The sequence below is a fragment of the Micromonospora sp. WMMD998 genome (assembly GCF_029581235.1).
GTDB lineage: Bacteria > Actinomycetota > Actinomycetes > Mycobacteriales > Micromonosporaceae > Micromonospora.
In genome coordinates this window covers 2,377,562-2,403,236 of the sequence record NZ_CP120740.1, presented here as the reverse complement: position 1 = coordinate 2,403,236, position 25,675 = coordinate 2,377,562, and the positions used below count along the sequence as shown (strand labels likewise).

24 protein-coding genes are annotated in these 25,675 nt (G+C 73.9%); 5 read left to right on the top strand and 19 right to left on the bottom strand.

The genetic code is table 11. The features are described 5' to 3' along the window. Nucleotides 1–6: 6 nt before the first annotated feature. The 19 genes from dapB to rimP form a co-directional block, all read right to left on the bottom strand. The gene (dapB, locus tag O7619_RS11405; RefSeq protein WP_282287517.1) at nt 7–768 is read right to left on the bottom strand and encodes a 4-hydroxy-tetrahydrodipicolinate reductase; all 762 of its coding nucleotides are present in this window, start codon (nt 766–768) and stop codon (nt 7–9) included. A gap of 55 nt (nt 769–823) precedes the next feature. Next, entirely contained in the window at nt 824–2,149 is a 1,326-nt protein-coding gene (locus O7619_RS11400; RefSeq protein WP_282287516.1) for a pitrilysin family protein, read from the bottom strand. Between the two features lie 119 nt (nt 2,150–2,268). Then, nucleotides 2,269–4,617 carry a polyribonucleotide nucleotidyltransferase gene (locus O7619_RS11395; protein ID WP_282287514.1) on the bottom strand — a complete coding sequence of 783 codons (2,349 nt, stop codon included), beginning with the start codon at nt 4,615–4,617 and terminating at the stop codon, nt 2,269–2,271. A 218-nt stretch (nt 4,618–4,835) separates the two neighbouring features. Beyond that, nucleotides 4,836–5,105 carry a 30S ribosomal protein S15 gene (gene rpsO / locus O7619_RS11390; protein WP_281584377.1) on the bottom strand — a complete coding sequence of 90 codons (270 nt, stop codon included), beginning with the start codon at nt 5,103–5,105 and terminating at the stop codon, nt 4,836–4,838. A 172-nt stretch (nt 5,106–5,277) separates the two neighbouring features. Continuing rightward, nucleotides 5,278–6,204, bottom strand: coding sequence for a bifunctional riboflavin kinase/FAD synthetase (locus O7619_RS11385; RefSeq protein WP_282287512.1), 927 nt, complete (start codon nt 6,202–6,204; stop codon nt 5,278–5,280). Nucleotides 6,205–6,261: 57 nt separating this feature from the next. After that, a complete protein-coding gene (truB, locus tag O7619_RS11380) occupies nt 6,262–7,146 on the bottom strand; it encodes a tRNA pseudouridine(55) synthase TruB (RefSeq protein ID WP_282287510.1) in 885 nt (294 codons plus the stop codon). A gap of 56 nt (nt 7,147–7,202) precedes the next feature. Continuing rightward, nucleotides 7,203–8,528: an MATE family efflux transporter gene (locus O7619_RS11375; protein WP_282287509.1), complete on the bottom strand. Its 1,326-nt coding sequence runs from the start codon at nt 8,526–8,528 to the stop codon at nt 7,203–7,205. Nucleotides 8,529–8,575: 47 nt separating this feature from the next. Further along, nucleotides 8,576–9,085, bottom strand: coding sequence for an adenylate kinase (locus O7619_RS11370; RefSeq protein ID WP_282287507.1), 510 nt, complete (start codon nt 9,083–9,085; stop codon nt 8,576–8,578). A gap of 612 nt (nt 9,086–9,697) precedes the next feature. Continuing rightward, on the bottom strand, nt 9,698–9,907 hold the full coding sequence (locus O7619_RS11365) for a DUF6186 family protein (RefSeq protein WP_282288781.1): 210 nt from the start codon (nt 9,905–9,907) through the stop codon (nt 9,698–9,700). Beyond that, complete coding sequence (locus tag O7619_RS11360; RefSeq protein WP_281584384.1) at nt 9,907–10,314, bottom strand: hypothetical protein; 408 nt, start codon at nt 10,312–10,314, stop codon at nt 9,907–9,909. Before O7619_RS11360 ends, O7619_RS11365 begins: the two co-directional genes overlap by 1 nt. Before the next feature lie 119 nt (nt 10,315–10,433). Further along, nucleotides 10,434–10,985 carry a hypothetical protein gene (locus O7619_RS11355; RefSeq protein WP_282287504.1) on the bottom strand — a complete coding sequence of 184 codons (552 nt, stop codon included), beginning with the start codon at nt 10,983–10,985 and terminating at the stop codon, nt 10,434–10,436. Nucleotides 10,986–11,735: 750 nt separating this feature from the next. Continuing rightward, complete coding sequence (locus tag O7619_RS11350) at nt 11,736–12,764, bottom strand: bifunctional oligoribonuclease/PAP phosphatase NrnA (protein ID WP_282288780.1); 1,029 nt, start codon at nt 12,762–12,764, stop codon at nt 11,736–11,738. Between the two features lie 68 nt (nt 12,765–12,832). Then, nucleotides 12,833–13,321: a 30S ribosome-binding factor RbfA gene (gene rbfA / locus O7619_RS11345; protein ID WP_282287502.1), complete on the bottom strand. Its 489-nt coding sequence runs from the start codon at nt 13,319–13,321 to the stop codon at nt 12,833–12,835. A 173-nt stretch (nt 13,322–13,494) separates the two neighbouring features. Next, nucleotides 13,495–13,788 (bottom strand): DUF503 domain-containing protein, encoded by a 294-nt coding sequence (locus tag O7619_RS11340; RefSeq protein ID WP_013284668.1) that lies wholly within the window; start codon nt 13,786–13,788, stop codon nt 13,495–13,497. Between the two features lie 41 nt (nt 13,789–13,829). After that, nucleotides 13,830–14,873, bottom strand: a complete 1,044-nt coding sequence (locus O7619_RS11335) for an SAM-dependent methyltransferase (RefSeq protein WP_282287497.1) — start codon at nt 14,871–14,873, stop codon at nt 13,830–13,832. Between the two features lie 79 nt (nt 14,874–14,952). After that, nucleotides 14,953–17,949 (bottom strand): translation initiation factor IF-2, encoded by a 2,997-nt coding sequence (gene infB, locus O7619_RS11330; RefSeq protein WP_282287496.1) that lies wholly within the window; start codon nt 17,947–17,949, stop codon nt 14,953–14,955. Between the two features lie 93 nt (nt 17,950–18,042). Continuing rightward, entirely contained in the window at nt 18,043–18,378 is a 336-nt protein-coding gene (locus O7619_RS11325; protein ID WP_282287495.1) for a YlxR family protein, read from the bottom strand. A 15-nt stretch (nt 18,379–18,393) separates the two neighbouring features. Next, complete coding sequence (gene nusA / locus O7619_RS11320; RefSeq protein WP_281584392.1) at nt 18,394–19,437, bottom strand: transcription termination factor NusA; 1,044 nt, start codon at nt 19,435–19,437, stop codon at nt 18,394–18,396. After that, complete coding sequence (gene rimP, locus O7619_RS11315) at nt 19,434–20,108, bottom strand: ribosome maturation factor RimP (RefSeq protein WP_282287494.1); 675 nt, start codon at nt 20,106–20,108, stop codon at nt 19,434–19,436. The genes nusA and rimP overlap by 4 nt, the downstream gene beginning before the upstream one ends. Nucleotides 20,109–20,393: 285 nt before the next feature. On the opposite strand from rimP, the gene O7619_RS11310 reads away from it, so the two are divergent. The 5 genes from O7619_RS11310 to O7619_RS11290 all read left to right on the top strand — a co-directional run bounded on the left by O7619_RS11310 (nt 20,394) and on the right by O7619_RS11290 (nt 25,666). Continuing rightward, nucleotides 20,394–20,825 carry a hypothetical protein gene (locus tag O7619_RS11310; protein WP_282288778.1) on the top strand — a complete coding sequence of 144 codons (432 nt, stop codon included), beginning with the start codon at nt 20,394–20,396 and terminating at the stop codon, nt 20,823–20,825. 338 nt (nt 20,826–21,163) lie between these two features. Further along, nucleotides 21,164–21,595: a ferritin-like domain-containing protein gene (locus tag O7619_RS11305; protein WP_282288776.1), complete on the top strand. Its 432-nt coding sequence runs from the start codon at nt 21,164–21,166 to the stop codon at nt 21,593–21,595. A gap of 69 nt (nt 21,596–21,664) precedes the next feature. Continuing rightward, entirely contained in the window at nt 21,665–22,246 is a 582-nt protein-coding gene (locus O7619_RS11300) for a PadR family transcriptional regulator (RefSeq protein WP_282287493.1), read from the top strand. A gap of 22 nt (nt 22,247–22,268) precedes the next feature. Continuing rightward, a complete protein-coding gene (locus O7619_RS11295; RefSeq protein ID WP_282287491.1) occupies nt 22,269–22,991 on the top strand; it encodes an ABC transporter ATP-binding protein in 723 nt (240 codons plus the stop codon). After that, nucleotides 22,988–25,666, top strand: a complete 2,679-nt coding sequence (locus O7619_RS11290) for an ABC transporter permease (RefSeq protein ID WP_282287489.1) — start codon at nt 22,988–22,990, stop codon at nt 25,664–25,666. Before O7619_RS11295 ends, O7619_RS11290 begins: the two co-directional genes overlap by 4 nt. The last annotated feature ends 9 nt before the right edge of the window (nt 25,667–25,675 follow it).

Here is a 25,675-nt window from a genome sequence, read left to right as displayed (position 1 = left end):
GCCCGCTCAGGAGAGCAGGGCGTCCAGGCCGACGGTCAGACCGGGCCGGCGGCCGACCTCGCGCACCGCCAGCAGCACCCCGGGCATGAACGAGGCCCGGTCGTACGAGTCGTGCCGAATGGTGAGCGTCTCGCCGGTGGTGCCGAACAGCACCTCCTGGTGGGCGACCAGGCCGGTGGCGCGGACCGCGTGCACCCGTACCCCGTCGATGTCGGCGCCGCGGGCGCCGGCCACCTCGTCGCGGGTGGCGTCCGGCGCGGGGCCGAGACCGGCCTCGGCCCGGGCCGCCGCGATCAGCCGCGCGGTGTGGGTGGCGGTGCCGCTGGGCGCGTCCAGCTTGCGCGGGTGGTGCTGCTCGACGATCTCGACCGACTCGAAGTGCCGGGCCGCGCGGGCGGCGAACTGCATCATCAACACCGCGCCGATGCCGAAGTTGGGGGCGATCACCACGCCCACGCCGGGTCGGTCGGCCAGCCAGGCGCGCACCTGGGCGAGCCGCTGCTCGGTGAAGCCGGTGGTGCCCACGACCGCGTGGATGCCCCGCTCGACGCACCAGCGCAGGTTGTCCATCACGGCGTCGGGGGTGGTGAAGTCGACGACCACGCCGGCGCCGGCGTCGGCGACCTCGGTCAGGTCGTCGCCCTGGTCGACGGCGGCGACCAGTTCCAGGTCGGACGCACCGTCGACGGCTTTGCAGACCTCCATGCCCATCCGGCCCCGGGCACCCAGCACGCCGACCCGGGCCGCGTTCCTCTGCTCCTCAGTCACGGGCCACAACCTATCCCAGCCGGGGCGGTGCGCTGCGCCGGTCCGGCGGTCCGGCTCAGGCGATGAAGGCGCCGTCGTCGAACGGGCCGACCACGGCCAGCGACATCGGCCGGCCGAGCAGTTCGGCGGCGAGGGTGTTCACGTCCGCCAGGGTCACCGCGTCCACCCGGGCCAGCAGCTCGTCCACCGGCATCAGGTTGCCGTAGAGCAGCTCGCCCTTGGCCAGCCGGCTCATCCGCGAGCCGGTGTCCTCCAGGCCGAGCACGAAGGAGCCCTTGCTCATGCCCTTGCCCCGGGCCATCTCGGCCTCGGTGACGCCCTCGGCGGCCACCCGCGCCAGCTCGGCCCGGGTCAGGTCCAGCACCTCGTCCACCTTGCCGGGCGCGCAGCCGGCGTAGACGGCGAACACGCCGCTGTCGGCGTACTGGCTGGCGTAGGAGTAGACCGAGTACGCGAGGCCGCGCTGCTCCCGGATCTCCTGGAACAGCCGGCTGGACATGCCGCCGCCGAGCACGTTGTTGAGCACGCCCAGCGCGAAACGCCGGTCGTCGGTGCGGTCGATCGCCGGGCAGCCCAGCAGGACGTGCGCCTGCTCGGTCTCCTTCGGCTCGACGAGTGTGGTGGCCGGCTGCGTGCGTACCGCCGGGGTGGTCGGTCGGTGCGGCGCCGGCACGGCCGGGTCGGCGTCCAGCGGGGTGCCCCGCAGCGCCTGCCGGACCAGCTTGACCACGGCGGCGTGGTCGAGGTTGCCGGCGGCGGCGATCACGATCCGCGGCGGGGTGTAGCGGCTGCGGTAGAAGCCCTGGATCTGCCGCCGGGTCATCGGCGTGACCGTCTCCTCGGTGCCGGAGATCAGCCGGCCCAGCGGGTGGTCGCCGTAGACCGCGCGGGCGAACAGGTCGTGCACCTCGTCGCCGGGCTCGTCGTCGTGCATGGCGATCTCTTCGAGGATCACGCCGCGCTCGGTCTCCACGTCGGCGGCGGCCAGCACCGAGTCGGCGACCGCGTCGCACATCACGTCGATGGCCAGCGGCAGGTCCTCGTCCAGCACCCGGGCGTAGTAGCAGGTGTATTCCTTCGTGGTGAAGGCGTTCGTCTCGCCGCCCACCGCCTCGATCTCGGCCGAGATCTCCAACGCGGTGCGCTTCTTCGTGCCTTTGAAGAGCAGATGCTCCAGGAAGTGCGCGGCACCGGCCTGCGGCCCGGTCTCGTCCCGCGAGCCGACCGCCACCCAGATGCCGAACGAGACGCTGCGCATCGCCGGGATCGCCTCGGTGAGCACCCGCAGGCCGCTGGGGAGCACGGTGCGGCGGACGGTGCCGCCGAGCGGGTCGTCGCTGAGGGTGCGGGTGACCGCCCGTGCCGGGGAGGACGAACTCACGACTTACCTGCTCTCCGTGCCGCGAAGGGGTGGATGACGAACGGCTCCAGCCCGCCGAGCGCGGCCTGGAGCCGTGTGCCGGCCCGGGCGACGGTACGCCGCCCGGGCCGGTCGGTCGATCAGCTGTGCCGGGTCCGGCGACGCGGGCGGTCGCCGCCCTCGCCACCCTCCGGGCGACGCTCGCCGCCGCGCTCGCCACCACGGTCGCCCCGGTCACGCGGGCCGCGGTCGCCACCGCGGCCGGCCGGACGCTCGCCGCCGGCGGCCTCACCGGCGGCCGGCGCCTCGGCGCCCTCCGGGCGGACCTTGTCCAGGTAGATCTTGCCGCGCGCGTCGACGTCGGCGATCTCGACCTCGACCTTGTCGCCGACGTTGAGGAAGTCCTCGACCTTGTCGACCCGCTTGCCGTCGCCCACCTTGGAGATGTGCAGCAGGCCGTCGCGGCCCGGGAGCAGCGAGATGAAGGCGCCGAACGCGGCGGTCTTCACCACGGTGCCGAGGAACCGGTCGCCGACCTTCGGCAGCGTCGGGTTGGCGATGCCGTTGATCCGCTCGACCGCGGCCTGCGCGGACGGGCCGTTCGTCGCGCCGACGTAGATGGTGCCGTCGTCCTCGATGGAGATCTCGGCGCCGGTCTCGTCCTGGATCGCGTTGATGGTCTGACCCTTCGGGCCGATCACCATGCCGATCTTGTCGACCGGGATCTTGACGGTGGTCACCCGCGGCGCGTAGTCGCTCATCGCGGCCGGGGCCTCGATCGCCGCCTGCATCACGTCGAGGATGGTCTGCCGGGCCTCGTGCGCCTGCTGGAGCGCGGCGGCCAGCACGTCCGACGGGATGCCGTCCAGCTTGGTGTCGAGCTGGAGCGCGGTGACGAACTCCCGGGTGCCGGCGACCTTGAAGTCCATGTCACCGAACGCGTCCTCGGCGCCGAGGATGTCGGTGAGCGTCACGTACTGGGTCTTGCCGTCGACCTCGTCGGAGATGAGGCCCATGGCGATGCCGGCGACCGGCGCCTTCAGCGGCACACCGGCCGAGAGCAGGCCCAGGGTCGAGGCGCAGACCGAACCCATCGAGGTGGAGCCGTTGGAGCCGAGCGCCTCGGAGACCTGCCGGATGGCGTACGGGAACTCCTCGCGCGACGGCAGCACCGGGATCAGCGCCCGCTCGGCCAGCGCGCCGTGGCCGATCTCGCGCCGCTTCGGCGAGCCGACCCGGCCGGTCTCACCGGTGGAGTACGGCGGGAAGTTGTAGTTGTGCATGTAGCGCTTGCGGTTCTCCGGGGACAGCGTGTCCACCATCTGCTCCATGCGCAGCATGTTCAGCGTGGTGACGCCCAGGATCTGGGTCTCGCCGCGCTCGAACAGCGCGGAGCCGTGCACCCGCGGCAGCACGCCGACCTCGGCGGTCAGCGGGCGGATGTCACGCGGGCCGCGGCCGTCGATGCGGACCTGCTCGCGCAGCACCCGGTTGCGGACCTCGGACTTGGTGAGCGAGCGGAACGCGGCGGACAGCTCCTTCTCGCGGCCCTCGAAGCGGCCGGTCAGCTCCTCGGCGACCTTGGCCTTGATCCGGTCCAGGGCCTCCTCGCGGTCGGCCTTGCCGGCGATCTTCAGGGCCTCGGCGACGTCGGCGCGGGCCACGTCGGCCACCGCGTCGTACGCGTCGTCGGAGTAGTCCAGGAAGATCGGGAACTCGGCGACCGGCTTGGCGGCCACCTCGGCCAGCTCGCTCTGCGCCCGGCACAGCTCGCGGATGGCCGGCTTGGCGGCCTCCAGGCCGCTGGCCACGATCTCCTCGGTCGGCGCGGTGGCGCCGCCGGAGATCAGGGTCACCGCGTTCGGGGTGGCCTCGGCCTCGACCATCATGATCGCGACCTCGCCGTCGGCCAGGGTGCGGCCGGCCACGACCATGTCGAAGGTGGCCCGGGCCAGCTCCTCCAGGGTCGGGAAGGCGACCCACTGGCCGTCCACGTGCGCGACCCGGGTCGCTCCGATCGGGCCGGAGAACGGCAGGCCGGAGAGCTTGGTCGACATCGAGGCGGCGTTGATGGCCACCACGTCGTACGGGTGCAGCGGGTCGAGCGCGAGGACGGTCTCGACGACCTGGACCTCGTTGCGCAGGCCCTTGACGAACGACGGGCGCAGCGGCCGGTCGATCAGCCGGCAGGTGAGGATGGCGTCCTCGCTGGGCCGGCCCTCGCGGCGGAAGAACGAGCCGGGGATCCGGCCCGCGGCGTACATCCGCTCCTCGACGTCGACGGTCAGCGGGAAGAAGTCGAACGACTCGCGCGGCTGCTTCCCGGCCGTGGTGGCGGAGAGGACGACCGTCTCGCCGAGCTGGGCGACGACGGAGCCGGCGGCCTGCCGGGCCAGCCGGCCGGTGGAGAAGGTGATCTCACGGGTGCCGAAGGACCCGTTGTCGATCACGGCGGTGCGGGATTCGGTGCCGAGGTTGGTCTCGGTCATGTGCTGTGGTGCTCCTTCGCGTCGTCGGCCGACGACACGGGAACTGCTCAGGCGGCCGGTCTTCGATCGAAGCGCCCGGGGGCCGGCTCGTCTGCCGGGGTTCCCGGGGGCCACTACCGGAGACCGGTGCTGACCGGCTCCCTCTCGGGTCGTCGCGGCCGGGGTTTCTCGGTGGTACCGGAACGGGGGAGCGGCCGAGCGGCCACTCCCCCGTCAGGTCATCGGCGCAGGCCGAGCCGCTCGATGAGCGACCGGTAGCGGTTGATGTCCTTCTTCTGGACGTAGTTGAGCAGCCGCCGGCGCCGGCCGACCAGCAGCAGCAGCCCACGGCGGCTGTGGTGGTCGTGCTTGTGCACCTTCAGGTGCTCGGTGAGCTCGGCGATCCGCTTGGTCAGGACCGCGACCTGCACCTCCGGCGAACCGGTGTCGCCGTCGGCGGTCGCGTACTCCTGGCGGATCTTGGCTTTGGCTTCCTGGTCGAGCGCCATGTTCTCCCTGTTTCGTGGGTGGTTCGATGAGGTCCGTCGGAGCGGTCGTGGTGACCGGTGCGACGGACCGGTTCCTCGCACCCGCGGCGTCGTGCAGGCACGCGAGGCCCCCGTCGGTCAGCCGACGTCCCCGTCAGCCTACCAGCCCCGGCCCGGGGCGGCCGGCGCGCGGTCAGGACACCGCCCGGCGGGTACGCTCCACGTCCTCGGCGATCTGGGCGACCAGCGGCTCGATCGCGTCGTACGTCCGTTGCTCACGCAGGTGTGCCACGAAGTCCAGGGCCAGCCGCTCGCCGTACAGGTCACCGGTGAAGTCCAGCGCGTACGCCTCGACCCGGCGCTCCCGCCCGGAGAACGTCGGGTTCGTGCCGATCGACACCGCCGCGGCGAGGGGGTCGCCGCCACGGCGCACCAGCCGGGCCGCGTACACGCCGTCGGCGGGCACCGCCGCGTACCGATGGGTGAACAGGTTGGCGGTCGGGTAACCCAGCTCACGCCCGCGCTGGTCGCCACGGACCACCACGCCCTCGACCCGGTGCGGACGGCCGAGCGCGTCCGCCGCCGCCCGCACGTCGCCCGCGTCGACGCAGGACCGGATGTAGGTGGACGAGAAGACGGTGCCCGCCCCGGCGACGAGCGGAGCGCCCTCCACGGCGAAGCCGAACGTGCGGCCCAGGCGTTCCAGCAGCGCCACGTCACCGGCCGCCCGGTGCCCGAACCGGAAGTTGTCGCCGACCACCACGAGCGCGGCGTGCAGGTGCTCGACCAGGATGTCGTGCACGAACGCCTCGGCCGGCAGCCGGGAGAACTCGGCGGTGAACGGCACCACGCAGAGCACGTCCACGCCGAGCGCCTCGATCAGCTCCGCCTTGCGGGCCGGCTCGGTGAGCACCGCCGGGTGCGAGCCGGGGCGTACCACCTCGGCCGGGTGCGGGTCGAACGTCACCACCACCGACCGGACGCCCAACTCCCGGGCGCGGGCCACGGCGTGGCCGATGGTGGCCTGGTGCCCCTGGTGCACCCCGTCGAAGACGCCGATGGTGACCACCGAGCGCCCCCAACCGCCGGGCGCCGCCTCGTACCCCCGCCACCGCTGCATGCCGCTCCTCCCCTGTCCGCCCGTGCCGTCCGGCCGGGCCAGGTCCCGCCCGGGCCGTCAGGCCGGGGCCAGGACGATCTCCGCGCGGGCCCGCCCGTCCCGCTCGCTGACGATAGCGATCAACCCGCCCGCCGGCCCGAAGACCGCGTACGGCCCGGCGATGCCGGCCGGGTCCAGCGGCCCGCCGTGCGACAGCGTGCGCGCCTCCTCGACGGTGGCGTCCCGGCGCGGGAAGAACCGCTGCGCGGCGGCGTCGAGCGGCAGGTTCACCACGTCCGGCGCGCGCTCCTCCAACTGCGCCAGGGTGGCCGCCTCGGCCAGGTCGAAGCCGCCGACGGCGGTGCGGCGCAGCGCGGTGAGATGGCCGCCGACCCCGAGCGCCAGGCCCGCGTCCCGGGCGACGGCCCGGATGTACGTCCCGGACGAGCAGGTCACGTCCACGTCCACGTCCACCACGTCCGGGGTGTCCCGGCGGATCGCCCGCACGTCCAGCTTGGCGATGGTGACCCGGCGGGCGGGCAACTCGACGCTCTCCCCGTCACGGACCCGCTTGTACGCCCGCTCACCGTTGATCTTGATGGCGCTGACCGCGCTGGGCACCTGGTCGATCTCGCCGGTCAACGCCGCCAGCGCGGCGCGTACCGCGTCGTCGGTGACCGTGCCGGCCGGCGTGCTCGCGACCACGTCGCCCTCGGCGTCGTCGGTGACCGTGGCCTGACCCAGCCGGATCGTCGCCGCGTAGCTCTTGCCGGCGCCGATCACGTAGGTGAGCAGCCGGGTCGCCCGGCCCACCCCGATCACCAGCACGCCGGTGGCCATCGGGTCCAGCGTGCCGCCGTGCCCCACCCGGCGGGTCCGGGCCAGCCGCCGGATGCGGGCCACCACGTCGTGCGACGTCATGCCGCCGGGCTTGTCGACCACGATCAGACCATCTGCGCTCACGACCGGAAAGCCTGCCAGACGGCGACGATCAGCCCGGGCGGGGGATACCGCGCGGGTCAGCGGACCGCGCCGACCACCGCCCACGCGCCGGACCGCAGCCGCAGCAGCAGGGCGACCAGCCGGAGCACCACGAACAGCGTCAGCCCGGCCCAGATCCCGCCCAGCCCGAGGTCGAGCCCGTAGGCCAGCCAGATCGCCGGCAGGAACCCGCCGAACGCGGCCATGATGGTCAGGTTGCGCAGGTAGCGCACGTCACCGGCGCCGATCAGCACCCCGTCGAGGGCGAACACCACGCCGCCGATCGGCTGGAGCGCCGCGAGCCAGGGCCACGCCACCATGGCCTGATCGCGTACCTGCGGATCGGAGCTGAACCAGCCCGGCACCAGGCCGGCGCCGGCGGCGATCAGCACCGCGAACGCCACGCCGCACAGCCCGCCGAGCACGGCGACGCGGCGGGCGAGGAACCGCGCGCCCGCCGCGTCGCCCGCACCGAGCGCGGCCCCGACCAGCGCCTGCGCGGCGATCGCGAGGGCGTCCAGCACCAGCGCGGTGAAGAACCAGAGTTGTACGGCGATCTGGTGCGCGCCGACCGCGGCGGCCCCGAACCGGGCCGCGACGGCGGTCGCGGACAGGAAGCTGGCCTGGAACGCCACGCCCCGGACCAGCAGGTCACGGCCGAGCACCAACTGCTGCCCGATCACCCGGAGGCGGGGCCGCAGCGGGACCCGCTCGCGCACCAGCGCCGCCGCGAAGAGACAGCCGGAGAGCGTCTGCGCGACCGCGTTCGCCACCGCCGACCCGACCAGGCCCAGCCCGGCCGGATACACAAGCAGCGGGCAGAGCAGCGCGGAGAGCAGGTTGGGGACGAGCACGAACAGCAGCGGCCGGCGGGTGTCCTGGATCCCCCGCAACCAGCCGTTGCCGGCGGCGGCGAGCAGCAGGCCGGGCGCGCCGAGCACCGCGATCCGCAGCCACCCGGCGGCGGCGTCGGCCACCTCGCCGGAACCCCCGACGAGGGTACGCGCCAGCGCGCCCCCGCCGACGGCCACGGCGACCGCCACCAGCACACCGGCGGCCAGCGCCAGCCAGGACGCCTGGACGCCCTCGGCCACCGCGGCGGCACGGTCCCCCGCGCCGAAGCGGCGGGCGGACCGTCCGGTGGTGCCGTACGCGACGACCGTGCCGATCCAGGCGGTCAACGTCATGACCGTGCCGCCGATCGCGATCGCGGCGAGCGGCACCCGGCCGAGGTGGCCGACGACCGCGGTGTCGACGAGCACGTAGATCGGCTCGGCGGCCAGCACCACCAGGGCGGGCAGCGCGAGCGCAGCGATCCGCCGGGGCGAGGCGGCGGTGGCGGGTACGGCGGCGGTCGTGCTCATCGCCGCTGATCCTGGCACGAGGCGGGTAAGGCACGCAAGCCCGGTGACTACTTACTCAGGTCGTTCCGGAGGCGTGCCACGTCGCACCGGCCGCGGAGACGCTGAACCGGCAGGGTGGGGGCGTACGCGGCAACGGCCGCCAGCACCCGGGGACGGGAGTCGCGGGAGTAGCGCCAGACGTAGCGCAGGAGATCGAGATCGACCCGCTCCGGGCAGCCCTCGGGAAGATCGGGCCGGGGCGCGGCACGGTGGGCCCAGCGGCGACGCAGCACCCGGGCCAGGCACCGCCACCGGGACGGGTCGCAGAGCACCAGCAGGTCGGCGCGGGGCAGCCGGAGATCGAGGGTGCTGGCATAGTTGCCGTCCATCACCCAGGCCGGGCGGGCGGCCAGCGCGGCCACCTCGGCGCGGAAGTCGGCAAGGGGCGGCGCGGTCCAGCCGGCCCGCCAGTAGTGCCGGTCGAGGTGGATCAGGGGAAGATCGAGCCGCCCGGCCAGCTCAGCGGCGAGCGTGCTCTTGCCGGCGCCGGAGTTGCCGACGACCAGGATGCGGCGCACCGGAGGACGGTAGCGCCTCCGCTCTCCTGCCGGGCGTCCGGCGTCTCCTGCCGGGCGTCCGGCGCGACAGTGACGTCGTCCGGCGTGACGGTGACATCGTCCGGCGCGGCGATGACGCCGGCACGTGGTCGGGCGCGCGGTGCGGCGCCGGACCCGGCCGGCGTCACCGCCGGGCGGTTTGCGTCACTGACGAGTGTCCATCGACGTCTGCAGCGCGCGGCGCATCTGCTCGCGCGCCTCGTCGGTGGTGGTCTCGGTCTGCGGCTTGCGCTTGCTGGGCATGTGAGGGTCCTTCCAGGGTGCGGACCGCCGAGACACGGCGGCCCTACGGGCGCCCGGCGCTCCGGCTGGTCGCGACAACCGTCACGCCACGACCGGGAGTCGTCGGCCTGCTGAGCGCCCGGCAGCGGTCCGGGATCACCGGAGCGGCTCGCCTGGCAGCGTGAGCCCGGGTCGGTCTGACCCTGGAGGGAGGGGACGCCGAGTGTGGCACCACCGCCCGTGACCAGCGCCGCGAAGCGCCGGCCTCTCACCCAAATTAACGTTCACTTTCCAGATACTGCCCACTGTTCCCGCGATGCGGACAGGACAAACCGTCGCCCGGGGGACGTCTCAGCGGGCCAGGAAGTGCCAGCCCAGCCACCACCAGAAGCCGAACAGACCGATCCGGCCCACCGGCACCGGGCCCACCTCGTATCGCATGACGAAGGCGCAGACGTCGGCCAGGGACGGGATCCGGGAACCCTCCCGGCGCGCGGCCCACTCGACGACCGCGAACAGCAGCAGCGCGGCCAGGAACCCGCCGATGGCCAGTGCGCGCATCATCGGCGGACCAGTCCCCAGAACGCAGCCAGCCAGGTGAACCAGGCCGCCGAGCGGACCAGATGGTCCTCCAGCAGCGGGTCGGCCAGCCGGGAGAACGTGGGAAAGTCGTCGCCCACCGACAACACGAAGGTCGCCCCCTCGAAGACCCCGAAGACGGTGACCGGCAGCAGCCACCACAGCGCCGCCGACGGCAGCCGACGCGGTGCCGGCCGCCGGGGCACCCGGTTGTTCAGGCCGACCCAGATCAGCCCCCCGCCGGTGCCGAGGATGTAGAGGTTCGCCGCGGTCGAGAACGACGGCAGTTGACCACCGACCAGAGAGAGGCAGATCAACACCGGTACGGAGACGACGGGGCGGTCCCACACCCGGGGTGCCTCGACGGTGAGCTCGCGGGAGTGGTCCATCACCCGATTGTCCCCAGCGTGACGTAAGGCGGGAAGGCCGGCACGCCTCGTGATTGCCTCGAAAACGCTGAAGGCCGGCACCTCCGTGGTTCGGGGTGCCGGCCTTCAGCGCTGTTTCGTCAGCTGTTCCAGTGCTTGGCGACGAGGTCGGTGGCCTGGTTCTCCCACTGCGCGTAGGCGTCGGGGTAGGCGGACACCTGCACGGTCTGGGCGGCCTCGGTCAGCGGCATGTCCTGCCAGCCGTCGACCTGCTTCAACCCCTTGAGGAACGCCAGGGTGGAGTATTCGGGGTCGGTGATCTGCTCCGGGGTGCCCCAGCCGGAGGAGGGGCGCTGCTGGAACAGACCCAGGGAGTCGTGGTCGTTGGAGTCGCCCAGGTGGCCCAGGTTCTCCAGCTTCGACTCCTGCAAGCTCGTGGCGATGGAGATGACCGCGGCCCGCTCGGGCAGGCCGGCCTTCTTCGTCGCGGCGATGATCGCCTTGACGTTCGCGGTCTGCTCACCGTTGAGGGTGATGCTCGACTGCTTACCTTCGGCCTGCACGGCGACCGGCTTACCCGCCGTGGCGGCGTGGGCGGTGTCGGCGTGGGCGGCGATCGGACCGGCGAACACACCACCGGTGAACGCCAGACCAGCGATACCCAGGACGCTCTTACGCAGGATCGTGTTCATCAGGGGGCTCCATTCCGGGGGTCGACACACACACCACGGGGGAGGTTGGGCGCGTGTGCAAGCACCGTCAGGCGCTCACAAGCTTTTCGGGGGATCCGGCTTCGCGGGGCGGGGCCTCAACGCGGTGCCGGGGTGAAGGGTGTAACGACCGGCTGCCCACCGTCATTCCCAGGGGCGGGTCGGGCCGCGCGGCATGGTGTCGGCGCTGGCCTTCCTCGGTCGTTCACCGGGTTACAACGCCCCCACCCCGGCGACGATTCCACCCGTCGGAGTGCCACCCACCACCCCCGAACCGGACACCCCACCCACCCGCCACACGGCCACCGATTCCGCACGCCATCAGACACCCACACCGTTCCACCCGTGCCCCGCCTGGGCCACGACTGGAACGCCAGAGGTGCCTCAGCGCACCGGAGACACCCGTGGTGTTCCACCCGTGCTCCGTTCAGGCGACGACTGGAACGCCAGGGGTGTCTCAGCACGCCGGAGACACCCACAACGTTCCACCCATGCTCTACCTGGGCCACGACTGGAACGCTAGAGGTGTCTCAACGCGCCGGAGACACCCACAACGTTCCACCCGTGCGCCGCCAAGGCCGTGAGTGGAACGCCAAGGGTGTCCGGACACCGCAGACACCCGCACCGTTGCACCCGCCCTCCGGCCAGGCGGCGATTGGAATTCCATCGGCCGCACGGACGCGGAAGCGGGGCCACCGAGGGCGAGGTGAATCTGCTTCCCGGACTGGACCTCTAGGAGTTCGGGGGGAGGACGTTCGACGGGAGGGCGTCACGGATGCTCGCGACCACCTCGTCGAGCGGACCACGCCCGGTGAAGCCGGCGGCGAACCGGTGCCCCCCGCCGCCCAGACCGACCGCGACGCGGCTGACGTCCACCGCGCCCTTGCTGCGCAGCGAGACCGCCCATTCGGCCTCCCCGGACTGCTTGACCACGCAGCTCACGTCCGCTTCGGCGGTGCAGCGGACCGAGTCGATGAGCGCTTCCAGCACGTACGCCGGCTGGCCGTGGCGGGTGAGGTCGTCGCGGGTGGCGTACGTCCAGACCAGGCCGTGCCCGGCGGCGGCTGCCGGTTCGAGCGTGGCCCGGCCGAGCACCTCGCCGAAGAGTCGGACCGCGCCGAACGGGCGGGTGTCGAAGACGCGGCGGGAGATGTCCCCCGGCCGGATGCCGGTGGCCAGCAGGCGCGCGGCCATCTCGTGCACGGCCGGGGTGGTCGCCTCGAACCGGAACGAGCCGGTGTCGGTGGTCAGCGCGACGTAGAGGCCGGTGGCCATCGCCGCGTCCAGCGTCACCCCGAGGCGGTCCAGCAGTCCCAGCGCGACCACCGAGGTGGCCGCGGCGTGCGGGTCCACCAGGTTGATGCCGCCGAAGCCGGTGTTCGAGGCGTGGTGGTCCAGCACCAGCGACGTGCCCGCCGTGGCGAGCCGGTCGGCCAGGTCGCCCAGCCGGGACTCGCTCGCCGCGTCGAAGCAGACCACCAGGTCCGGTTCCGGGTACACGTCGCCGGGCGGCACCAGCAGCTCGATGCCGGGCAGCCAGCGGAAGGGCTCCGGTGCGCCCGGTGGCCCGGGGAAGGTCGCCTGGAGGTGATGGAACCCGAGTCGGCGCAGGCCCAGCGCGAAGCCGAGCATGCTGCCGAGGGCGTCCCCGTCCGGGTTGACGTGGCAGATCAGCAGCACCCGCGCGTCGGCGGGCAGCCCGCGTACCGCCGCGACGGCAGCCGCCCAATCGGCGTCGGTGGGGCCACCGCCGCCACCCACTGCGCCGCCGGGCGTCGGCGACACGCCGGCCACGGTGGCGACAGGCGCGCCGTCACCGGCGGGCGCGGTCACCGGCGATCGCCGCCGGGCTCGTCCGTGGACGAGTCGTCGGTAGACGACTGCGACGGCTCGTCGGCGTCCTCCTCGACCCGGTACGGCTGGGCGTCGCCCGCGTACGCGGCCTTGGCGGCGAGCCGCTGCACCTCGGCGTCGGCCGAGCGGGCGGCGGTGAGCAGGTCGTCGATGTGCTTGACCTGGTTCTGCACGTCGTCGAGGACGAACGTCAGGGTCGGTGAGTGCCGCAGCCCGAGCGCCTTGCCGACGGTGCTGCGCAGCATGCCCTTGGCGCTCTCCAGCGCGGCGGCGGTGCTCGCCTGGGCCGTCGCGTCGCCGAGCACGGTGTAGAAGACGGTGGCGTCGCGCAGGTCGGCGGTGATCCGGGCGTCGGTGATCGTGATCATGCCGAGCCGGGGGTCCTTGATCTGGCTCCGCACCACCGACGCGACGAGTTCACGGACGCGCTCCGCGTGCCGGCGTACCTTGGCCGGATCCGACATGTCCCCACCTCCAGGATCACTGTTCCTACGCCCCCGGCGTGCCTGACGCCGCGATCGGGAAGCCGGCCGGGAGGACGACGCCGGGCCCGACCGCCCAACGTCCGAGAACACTACCCGCGCCCCGCCGGGCGTCGCGCGGCACCGCCGGGGTGCCGCGCGACGCGCCGACGGCGTCAGTCGTCCGCGCCGTGCAGGCGGCGGCGCACCGACAGCAATTCGGTCTCCGGGCGGGCGGCGACCAGCCGCTCGCAGGAGTCGAGCACCTCGCGGACGTGGGCCGGCTCGGCGGCCACCACCGCCACCCCGATCTCGGCCCGGCCGTGCAGATCGAGCGCGCCGACCTCGGCGGCGGAGACCTCGAACTTGCGCAGCGCGGCGACGATCGGCCGGACGTAGGACCGCTTGGCCTTCAGGGACCGGGAGTCACCCGGGAGCAACAGGTCGAACAGCGCGGTTCCGGTATACACGGCGAGCAACGGTACGCGGCCGGCGGACTCGCGGCACGCGATTAGGGCGCGACCGCGACCAGCACGTCCCGCTCGATGGCCTGGTCGACCCGGTGGGACAGGTCGCGCCAGCCGGGCCCGTCGGCCACGCGCAGGCCGGCAGCGGTCAGCACGGCCTCCGCCTCCGCCCGCGGTGTGACGTGGGTGTTCCAGGACAACCCCAACGCGCCGCCCGGCCGCAGCAGCTCCCGCCACACCGGTACGGCGGCGGCCAGCAGGTCCAGTGGGCTGCGGGACAGGCCCTGGTCGCTGCGGCTGCCGTGGGCCACCCCGTACGGCGCGTCGGTGACGATCACGTCGGCGCAGCGGGGGCGGAGCACCTCCCGCGCCCGGGTGGTGTCGGTGTGCAGCACGGTGACCCGCTGGGTGGCGCCGGTCCGGTGCTCGTCACGGGAGGGTGCGAGCACCGCCTCGAAACGGCGGGCGACCAGCTTGCGGTCCCGGCGTACCGGCACCGTCTCCGTGGTGTGCTTGAGCCGCTTGCGACGCAGCCAGGTGCGCAGGAACGCCGCGTACGCGTCCACGTCCTTGCCGTCGCGCTCGATCCCGATGCCGTGGTGGCCGTACATGAGCGCCTGGTTGAGGGTGGTGCCCCGGCCGCAGAGCGGGTCCAGCACCACGAGCTGCCCGTCCAGCATCCGGGGCGCGGCGGCCGAGGCGAGCAGCGTGACGTTGAGCAGCAGCCGGGTGAACTGTTCGTTGGTCTTGCCGGCGTACTTGGGGATGGTGACGAGGTCCGAGTCGTACCGGGCCAGCGGGTGCAGCGGCACCGGCCGGAGCAGGTCGTCGCCGACCCGCTCGAAGAGCGCGTACGCCGCCGACAGGTTCGCCAGGTGGGCGAGGTCCCGGGCATCGAGGCCGGGCTCGGGCGCGGTGAACGTCAGGTACTCCACCCCGCCGATCCGGGTGGTCGCGGCGTCGGCCGGGGCCGTGTGGAGCACGCCCGAACCGGCGAACACGGCCAGTTCGGCGCGGGCCAGCCGGGCCGCCGCGTCGGCGTAGACGCGGTTGGCGGAGGGGGCGAGGAGCAGCGCGTACCCGATCACGTGGGAATTGTCGCAGCCTGCGGAAACGGCGACGGCCGGGACCCGAAGGCCCCGGCCGTCGACCGGTCGTGCACACCGCTCAGGCGCGCGGCTTCTCACGCATCTCGAAGGTTTCGATGACGTCGCCGACCTGGACGTTGTTGTAACCGCCGAGCGTCAGACCGCACTCGAAGCCCTCGCGGACCTCGGTCGCGTCGTCCTTGAACCGCTTCAGAGAGCTGATCGTGAGGTTGTCCGCCACGACCGCCCCGTCCCGCAGCAGCCGCGCCTTGGCGTTGCGGCGGATGAGGCCGGACCGGACGATACAGCCGGAGATGTTGCCGATCTTGGACGAGCGGAAGACGTCGCGGATCTCCGCGGTGCCCAGCTCGACCTCCTCGTACTCCGGCTTGAGCAGACCCTTGAGCGCGGCGTCGATCTCCTCGATGGCCTGGTAGATGACCGTGTAGTACCGGATCTCCACGCCCTCGCGGTCGGCGATCTCGCGGACCTTGTTGGCGGCCCGCACGTTGAAGCCGATGATCGTGACCGCCTCGGACGAGGCGCTCGCGAGCATGACGTCGCTCTCGGTGATCGCACCCACGCCCCGGTGGATGATCCGAAGCTGGACCTCCTCCGGGATGTCGAGGTTGAACAGCGCGTCCTCGAGCGCCTCCACGGAACCGGAGACGTCGCCCTTGAGCACCAGGTTGAGCGAGGTCTTCTCGCCCTCCTTGAGCTGCTCCATGAGCGTCTCGAGGGTGGCCCGGCCACGGGAGTTGGCGAACGACGCCGCCCGCCGCCGTGCCTGCCGCTGCTCGGCGATCTGCCGCACGGTGCGGTCGTCCTCGGCGGCCAGGAAGGTGTCACCCGCACCCGGCACCGTGGTCAGACCGAGCACCATGACCGGACGCGCCGGCCCGGCCGTGTCGACCGGCTTGCCGTTCTCGTCCAGCATGGCCCGGACCCGGCCGTGCGCCCCACCGGCGACGATGGAGTCACCGGCCCGGAGCGTGCCCTTCTGCACCAGCACGGTCGCCACCGCACCACGACCCTTGTCCAGGTGCGCCTCGATGGCCACACCCTGCGCCGGCCCGTCGATCGGAGCGGTCAGCTCCAGCGACGCGTCGGCGGTCAGCAGGACCGCCTCCAGCAGCTCGTCGATGCCGATGCCCGGCTTCGCGGCCACGTTGACGAACATGGTGTCGCCGCCGTACTCCTCGGCGACCAGGCCGTACTCGGTCAGCTGCTGGCGGACCTTGTCCGGGTTCGCGTCCGGCTTGTCGACCTTGTTGACCGCGACCACGATCGGCACGTCCGCCGCCTTGGCGTGGTTGAGCGCCTCGATGGTCTGCGGCATCACGCCGTCGTCGGCCGCCACCACCAGGATCACGATGTCCGTCACCTGGGCACCACGGGCACGCATGGCGGTGAACGCCTCGTGACCCGGGGTGTCGATGAAGGTCACCGCGCGGTCCTCGCCCTCGTGCGGGACGTGGACCTGGTAGGCGCCGATGTGCTGGGTGATGCCACCCGCCTCGCCGGCCACGACGTTCGCCTTGCGGATCGCGTCGAGCAGCTTGGTCTTACCGTGGTCGACGTGACCCATGACGGTCACCACCGGCGCACGGCTGACCAGGCGGTCCTCCGCGACGTGGGCGTCGAGGTCGATGTTGAACTGCGCGAGCAGCTCGCGGTCCTCGTCCTCCGGGCTGACGATCTGCACGTCGAAGCCGAGGTGCTCACCCAGCAGCAGCAGGGTCTCGTCGGAGCACGACTGGGTCGCCGTCACCATCTCGCCCAGGTTGAACATCTCCTGGACCAGCGAACCCGGGTTGGCGTTGATCTTGTCGGCGAAGTCCGACAGCGAGGCGCCACGGGACAGCCGGACGACCTGACCCTGACCGCGGGGAGCACCCGAGGACATGGTCGGGGCCGACAGGTTGTCGAACTCCTGTCTGCGCTGCTTCTTGGACTTGCGGCCACGGGTCGGCCGGCCACCCGGACGCCCGAAGGCACCCGCCGCGCCGCCGCCTCGACCACGACCACCGCCACCGGGACGGCCACCGCCGCCACCCGGACGGAAACCACCGCCGGGAGCGCCGCCACCACCACCGGGACCGCCGCGGTAACCACCGCCGCCGCCACCGCCGCCGGGACCGCCGCGGTAACCACCGCCGCCGCCACCGCCGCCGGGACCGCCGCGGTAACCACCGCCGCCGCCACCGGGACGACCGGCACCGCCACCGGGACCACCACGACCGCCACCGGGGCCGCCGGGGCGACCCGTGGTCGGGCGCTGGCTCGGCATGGACGCCGGGCTGGGCCGCGGCGGCATGGAGGCGGGGCTGGGCCGCGGCGGCATGCCGGCCGGGCTGGGACGGGGACCGCCCCCACCGGCGGCCGGGGGCCGCTGCTGGCCACCGGAGATGCCGAACGGGTTGTTGCCGGCGCCACGGGCCGGCGGACGACCACCGGGGCGGGCGCCCGGACCCTGGCCCTGGCCGGGACCGCTGGGCCGCGCGGCCGGGGAACCCGGACGCGGCGGCATGGCGTTCGGGCCGGGACGCGGGCCGGGACGGGGACCGCCCTCGGCCGGAGGCTCCCGGCGAACGGTCTCACGCTGCTGCTGGCGGGCGGCCTGGGCGGCCTTGACCGCGGCCTCCTGCTCAGCCTTCAGCGCGGCGGCTCGCGCTTCCGCAGCCGCCACTTCGATGTCGTGCGCGCTCGCCGGCTTGGCGACCGGGGTCGCCGGCTGCGGCGGGCCGGGGACCGGGCCCTTGGGCTTCGGTCCGGGGGTCGGCGCGGCCGGTCGCCGGGGCGGCATCGGTCGGGCCGAGACCCGGGGCGCGCCCGGGGTCGGGGTGGGTGTCGGGGTCGGTGCCGGGCCGCTCGGGGCGGCTGTCGGCGGGGCGGCGGGCGCCGGCGAACCGGCGGACGCCACGAACGCGCTCCGCAGCCGTCGGGCGACGGGCGCCTCGACGGTGCTGGACGCGGACTTCACGAACTCGCCCATCTCCTTGAGCTTGGCGAGAACGGTCTTGCTTTCGACCCCGAGCTCCTTGGCAAGCTCGTGTACGCGGGCCTTTCCTGCCACTGCACTCCTCACTCCGAGGTCGTGCGGGCAGCACCCGCAGCAACCTCACTCGTGCACTTGAAGCCTGGTCATTTCTGCGACTTCATCGTGTGCTCATGTCGGTCGTCCTACCTTGCTAGCGACCCTCGACCGGTCGGGTTGACCGGTCGTCGGGGGTTGCGCGTCGACGTGCTCGGCAAGCGCGCCGTGGTCGGGGACCCCGGCGACGCGCAGCGCCCGCCCGAAGGCTCGGCGCCGCACCGCCTGCGCGAAGCAGGCCGGATTGGGGTGCATATTCGCTCCCCGACCCGGCAGTCTGCGGGTCGGATCGGGCCGGAGACTGGTCTGACCAGCCTCGTCACCGACCGCGACGACCCGCAACAACTCGCTGGCCGGCGCTCGTTTCCGGCAGCCCACACAGGTGCGCTCCGGCAGCGCGCGTCGTGCCACTGAGAAAGTCTACCCCTAGCTGCTCGAGATCGCGCCGCCCGGCTCCGGCACGTGATCAGCTCCGCCCCGCCCGCCGGTGCCCGCCTGCTCCGCGTCGGAGCGGATGTCGATCCGCCAACCGGTCAACCGGGCCGCGAGGCGGGCGTTCTGCCCTTCCCGGCCGATCGCGAGCGAAAGCTGGAAATCCGGGACGGTGACCCGGGCGGCCCGGCTCGCCAGGTCGACCACCTCGACCCGCAGCGCCTTGGCCGGCGAGAGCGCGTTGCCGACGAAGGTGGCCGGGTCGTCCGACCAGTCGATGATGTCGATCTTCTCGCCGTGCAGCTCGCTCATCACCGCGCGCACCCGCTGCCCCATCGGGCCGATGCAGGCGCCCTTGGCGTTGACACCGGACGCGGTCGACCGCACCGCGATCTTGGTGCGGTGACCTGCCTCACGGGCGATCGCGCCGATCTCCACCGTGCCGTCGGCGATCTCCGGCACCTCCAGCGCGAAGAGCTTCTTCACCAGCGCGGGGTGCGACCGGGACAGCGTGATCTGCGGGCCGCGCATGCCCTTGGCGACGTGCACGACCACGCAGCGGATCCGCTCGCCGTGCTCGTAACGCTCGCCGGGGACCTGCTCGGACTGGGGCAGGACGCCCTCCAGCTTGCCCAGGTCGACGCTGACGATGCCCTTCTCCCGGCGGGTCTCGTGCGCCTGCACCACACCGGTGACCAGGTCGCCGTCCCGGCCGACGTACTCGCCGAAGTGCACCTCGTCGGTGGCCTCCCGCAGTCGCTGGAGGATCACCTGTTTGGCGGTCATGGCGGCGATCCGGCCGAAGTCGTGCGGTGTGTCGTCCCACTCCCGGGTCACCGAGCCGTCGTCGTCCAGCTCCTGGGCGTAGACCGAGGCGGCTCCACTCTTGCGGTCGATCTCCACCCGGGCGTGCGACTCGGCGCCGTCGGTGTGCCGGTAGGCGGTCAGCAGCGCGGTCTCGATCGCCGCGAGGATCGTGTCGAACGGGATCTCCCGCTCGCGCTCCAGGGCGCGCAGCGCCGCGAGGTCGATGTTCACCTCTCCTCGTCCTCCAGATCTTCGTCGTCGTCGGTGTCGTCGTCGGTGTCGTCGTCGGTGTCGTCACCGAGATCGGCGTCGGCCGGGTCGTCCAGGCGGGAGAACTCCACCTGGACCCGGCCGGGCCCGAGCTCGGGGTAGGGGTGGGTGGCGGGGCCGGCGTCGGTCTCCAGCACCACCCGCTCGTCGTCGGCGGCCGTGACCCGGCCGGTGAGCTGCCGGTCCCCGGCGTCGCCGCGCGCGGTGACCTTGACCAGCCGGCCGACGTTGCGCCGCCAGTGCCGGGGCAGGGTGAGCGGACGGTCCACGCCGGGCGAGCTGACCTCGAGCTGGTACTCACCGGCGACGATGTCCCCGCCGGACTCCTCGGCCGCGTCCAGCGCCGCGGAGACCGCCCGGGACACGTCCGCGACGGCGTCCAGCCGGATCCCGCCGTCGGCGTCCACGATCACGCGGACCACGTGCCGGCGCCCGGCCCGGGAGACGGAGAGGTCCTCCAGGTCGTAGCCGGCGGCGGTGACCACCGGCTCGATCACCTCGCGCAGGCGGGCCCGGCGGGCGGCGAGGTCGCCGCGGGGCGCGCCGCCGCGATCCGCGCCGCGTGGGCCCTCGGACCGGCGGGGCCGCCCGGCGGGGCCCGACGGCCGGGTGACACGGCCACGCTGCGTCATGTCGGCGCACCTCTCTGCTGTTGCCCCGGCCTTTCGGGCCGGGTTGTCCCAGGCCGGACGTGGCGGTCGACCCGCCATGCCGGCACGCCACCGGGGCGTTCGCGCCCGGTGGCTGCGCAGAGCGTAACGCTTGGGCGCGGCGGCGGACCGGGCGGCGCACCGGGGACCCTGCCCCACGCGGCGGCGGTGATGGTGTTGACTTGTCCGGTGGGGACCCGCACGACACCATCCGACCAGGGCCGAGCCGGGCATTCCCGGCGCGCTCTGCTGCGCGCCGGTGGGCTCGTGGCGCTCGGCGGCGCGACCGCGCCGCTGACTGGTTGTGATCTTTTCGATCGGGACGACGAGCCGTCGCCGCCGGACGCGCTGGAGCCGCTGGTGGCGGAGGCGCTCGCGCTCGAGGCGCGACACCGGGCCGCCGCCACCGCCGCCCCGACGTTGACCGAGCGGCTCACTCCGATCGCCGACGCGCACCGGGCACACGCGGAGGAGTTGCGTCGGGTGATCGGGCGGCCGGCGCCGTCCGGCCCGCCGTCGACCGCCGCGTCGGGCACGCCGGCCGCCGAGCCCGACGCCGTCGTCGCCGAGCTGCGCCGCGCCGAACAGCAGGGCCGGACGAACGCCGCCAAGGCGTGCGCGGACGCGCCGCCCGAGCGGGCCGCGCTGCTCGGCTCGATCGCCGCGGCCCGGGCCACCCACGTGGAGGCCCTGGCATGAGCGAACGCACCGAGCGCAGCGAGGGCCATGAGCGCATGCCCAGCCAGCACCGCATGAGCGAACGCACCGAGCGCAGCGAGGGCCGTGAGCGCATGCCCAGCCAGCACCGCATGAGCGAACGCACCGAGCGCAGCGAGGGCCGTGAGCGCATGCCCAGCCAGCACCGCATGAGCGAACGCACCGAGCGCAGCGAGGGCCGTGAGCGCATGCCCAGCCAGCACCGCATGAGCGAACGCACCGAGCGCAGCGAGGGCCGTGAGCGCATGCCCAGCCAGCACCGCATGAGCGAACGCACCGAGCGCAGCGAGGGCCGTGAGCGCATGCCCAGCCGGACCAGCATGAGCGAACGCACCCAGGCCCTCGCCGACGCGCTCGCCGCCGAATACGCGGCGATCTGGGCGTACGGGGTGGTCGGTGTGCACCTCACCGGCGCGGCCCGCACGGCCGCCCGCGCCGCCGAGGCGTCCCACCGGTCCCGCCGCGACGCGCTGCTGCTGCAACTCGCCGAGGGCTCCGGGCAGGTGCCCGCCGATCAGGCCGGGTACGCCCTGCCCTATCCGGTGACCGACCGGACGACGGCGCTGCGGCTGGCCGTGGAGCTTGAGGAGCGGACCGCCGGCCACTGGCGGGCCGCGCTGCCGCACACCACGGGCGTCGACCGGAACACGGCGCTCGCCGCGCTCACCGACTGCGCGCTGCGGGCGACCCGCTGGCGGCGCACGGCCGGGGTGAACCCGGTCACCGTCCCGTTTCCGGGGCGGCCGGCCTGAGCGCGGGGCCGGTCACCCGGCGCAGCCCCACGGTTGCGGCCCGCATACCAGGTATGCATACTCCAGGTCATGTCCATCCGCCACGGCCTGCTCGCCCTGCTCGAACGCGGCCAGATGTACGGCTATCAGCTGCGCGCCGCGTTCGAGGAGTCGACCGGGTCGACCTGGCCGCTCAACATCGGGCAGGTGTACACCACGTTGGCCCGGCTGGAACGCGACGGCCTGGTCCGCCCGCTGCCGGAGAACGAGGGCGGGCAGCGGCCGTACGAGATCACCGACGCCGGACGGGCGGACCTGGCGCTCTGGTTCGCCACCCCGATCAGCCGCGCCGACCGGCCCCGGGACGAGCTGTCGATCAAGCTGGCCCTGGCCCTGACCACGCCCGGGGTGGACGTCCGGGCGGTGGTGCAGACGCAGCGTGCCGCCACGATGCGCGCGCTCCAGGAGTTCACCCGCTTGAAGTACGCGAGTGACAAGCCGGAGGATCTGCCCTGGCGGTTGGTGCTGGACGCGATGATCTTCCAGGCCGAGGCCGAGGTGCGCTGGCTCGACCACTGCGAGACCAGCCTGGTCCGCCACCGCCCGGCGCCGGGCCGCCCGGTCACCCACCCCGAGGCGCTGGATCGGGCCGGTGACGAGGCCCGCCGGTGACGCGACACGGAAGGCCGACAGGATGAGCGGGGTGCTGGAACTGTGCCGGGTGCACCGCACGCACGGCACCGGCGAGGCCACCGTGCACGCGCTGCGCGGCGTGAGCCTCACCGTCTCGGCCGGCGAACTGGTGGCGGTGATGGGGCCCTCCGGTTCCGGCAAGTCCACGCTGCTGGCCCTGGCCGGCGGCCTGGACCGGCCCACCGGCGGCGACGTGCTGGTCGAGGGCGAGTCGCTGGGCCGGCTGCCGGCCCGCGAGCTGGCCCGGTTGCGCCGCCGCCGCATCGGCTACGTCTTCCAGGACCTCAACCTGCTCGGCAGCCTGACCGCCGTGGAGAACGTGGCGCTGCCCCTGGAGTTGGACGGCGCCGGGGTGCGGGCGGCCCGCCGGCTCGCGCTCGCCGCGTTGCGTGAGGTGGACGTCGCGGGCCAGGCCGACCGCTTCCCCGACCAGATGTCCGGCGGCCAGCAGCAGCGGGTGGCGATCGCCCGGGCCCTGGTCGGCGAGCGCCGGCTGGTCCTCGCCGACGAGCCGACCGGCGCGCTGGACTCGCAGGCCGGCGAGGCGGTGCTGCACCTGCTGCGCCGCCGGGTGGACGACGGGGCCGCCGGGGTGCTTGTCACCCATGAGGCCCGGCACGCCGGCTGGGCGGACCGGGTGGTCTTCCTGCGCGACGGCGTGCTCGTCGACTCGACCGCCCCGCTGATCGGCATCGAGCACCTGCTCAGCGGCAGCGACCGGTGATCTCGGGCCGGCTCGCCGAGGCACGGGGCTCGTGGCGTACCGCGTTGCGGATCGCCCGCCGGGAGGCCCGCCGGTCCCGGCGGCGCACCCTGCTGGTGCTGGTGATGATCGCGCTGCCGGTGCTCGGGCTCAGCTTCGCCGCCGTCAGCTACGACATGGCCGACCTGAGCCGGTCGGAGCGGCTCGACCGCCGGCTCGGCGCGGCCGACGCGGAGCTGCAATGGACCAACCTGACCCCCGTGACGCAGGACGCCTGGGGCGAGAACTCCTGGCCGGCCGAGGGCGACCCGACGCCCCGGACCCGCCCGGTCGCCGCCGACGAGTTGCGGGCGCTTCTGCCCGCCGGCAGTCATGTCACCCGGATCCGGTGGTGGATGCCGTTCGAGACCCGGCTCGGGCGCAGGACGGTGTCGTTGGAGGCGCGCGCCCTCGACCTGACCGACCCGCTCGCCCGGCCGCTGGCCACGGTCCGCGAGGGTCGGGTGCCGGTCCGCCCGGACGAGATCGCGGTCAGTCCGGCCGCGCAGCGTCGACTGGATGCCCGCCTCGGCGCGCCGGTGCGCACCACCGACGGCACGCCGTACCAGGTGGTCGGGGTGGTCGAGTTCCCGGACTACCTGGGCGAGGTGGTGACGCTCGCCGGCGTGGCGCCGGACAGCCCGTCCACCTACGACAGTTGGCTGGTGGACGTGCCCGGGCGGGTGGATGCCGCGCTCGCCGACCGCCTGAACGCGCGGGGCATCCAGGTGTCCGCCCGGCACCCGCTGCCCGGCCGGCAGGATGTCGCCGGCGGCACGGCGATGCCGGACGCCGAGGAGACCGGCGTCTCGGTGCTGGTCGGCGGGTTGGGCCTGCTGGAGGTGGTGCTGCTTGTCGGTCCGGCCTTCGCGGTGGGCGTCCGCCGACGGCGGCGGGACCTCGCGCTCGTCGCGGTGGCCGGCGGCGACGCCGCCCACCTGCGCCGGATCGTGCTCGCCGACGGGGTGGTGCTCGGCGCGGGTGGGGCCGCGCTCGGGTTGCTGCTCGGCGTCGGGACCGCGTTCGCCGGACGGCCGCTCGTCGAGCAGTACCTGCTGCACCAGCGCTTCGGCGCGTACCGCGTCTTTCCCGCCGCGCTGGCCGCGATCGCCGCGGTCGCGGTGCTGGCCGGGGTGCTGGCCGCGCTCGCCCCGGCCTGGACCGCGGCCCGGCAGGACGTGGTGGCCGGGCTGGCCGGCCGGCGCGAGGCGACCCGGCCGCGCGCCCGCTGGCTGCTGCTGGGGGCGCTGCTCACCGTCGCCGGCACCGCCGTGGCCGCGTTCGCCGCCACCCGCACCTCGCCGAGCGGGGTGCTGGCCGGCGTCGTCCTCGGCGAGTTGGGCCTGGTCTTCTGCACCCCGACGCTCGTCGGGGTGCTCGCCCGGGCCGGCCGGCTGCTGCCGTTGACCCCCCGGCTCGCGCTGCGCGACGCCAGCCGCAACCGGTCGTCGGCCGCGCCGGCCATCTCGGCCGTGATGGCGGCGGTCGCCGGCAGCGTCGCGCTCGGCGTCTACCTGGCCAGCGACGACGCGCGGGAACGGGCGCTCTGGCAACCCGGCCTGCCGCCGGGACACGTGTTGCTCCAGTTCAACGACCGCGGGGCCGGCTCGCCGCCGGCCACCGGCACGGTCACCGAGCGGGTCCGGGCGGTGCTGCCGGACGCGACCGTGTCGGCCATCGCCTCGCCCGAGTGCGCCCGGCCGGCGGGAGTCGACGACTACTGCGTCGCCCTGGCGGTGCGCCCGCCCGCGCAGCGCTGCCCGTACGGGCCGTTCGAGTCCGGACCGTCCTCGGCCCGTGACGATCCGCGGTGTGTCCGGCCGGACCGGGAGCCGAACGACGTCTTCGTGCCGGTCCTGGTGGACGACGGTGCCGCGCTGCCCGCGCTCACCGACGCCCCGGCCGACGAGGTGGCTGCGGCGCGCCGGACGCTGGCCGCGGGCGGCGTCGTGGTCACCGACCCGAGGCAGGTGGAGAACGGGCAGGTCCGGGTGGAGGTGAACCACGACTCCGGCACCTCGACGACGGCCCGCCTGCTACCCGGGTACGCGCTGCGCGGCGGGCTCCCGGTGGACCGGTTGGTGCTCTCCCCCGCCGCCGCGGAGGCGCTCGGTCTGGTCGCCGTGCCGATCGGATACCTGGTGGACACCACCGGCCCACCCACCGACGGGCAACGCGAGCGCCTGACCGACGAGCTGTCCGCTCTCACGCCGATGTCCCTGCAGATGTCGACCGCCGACCCGCCGTCCGACAAGCGTTCGCTGCTGCTCCTGCTGGCCGGCGCGTCCGGGGTGATCACGCTGGGGGCCGCCGCGGTCGCCACCGGCCTGGCCGCCGCCGAGGGCCGCCGGGACCTGTCCACGCTCGCGGCGGTCGGCGCCGATCCCCGGGTACGCCGGTTGCTGTCGCTCTGCCAGGCCGGCGTGATCGCGGTGCTCGGCTCGGCGCTGGGCATCCTGGCCGGGCTCGGCTCGGCCGTCGTGATCCTGGCCGCGATCAACAGGCGGTACGCGGACTCGTGGCCGGTGCAGCCCCCGTACCCGGTGACGGTGCCCGGCCTCACCATGGCCGTGCTGGTGCTGGTGCCATTGATGGCGATGCTCGGCGCGGCCCTGATCACCCGCTCCCGCCTGCCCGTCGAGCGCCGCCTCGACTGACAGGCCGGC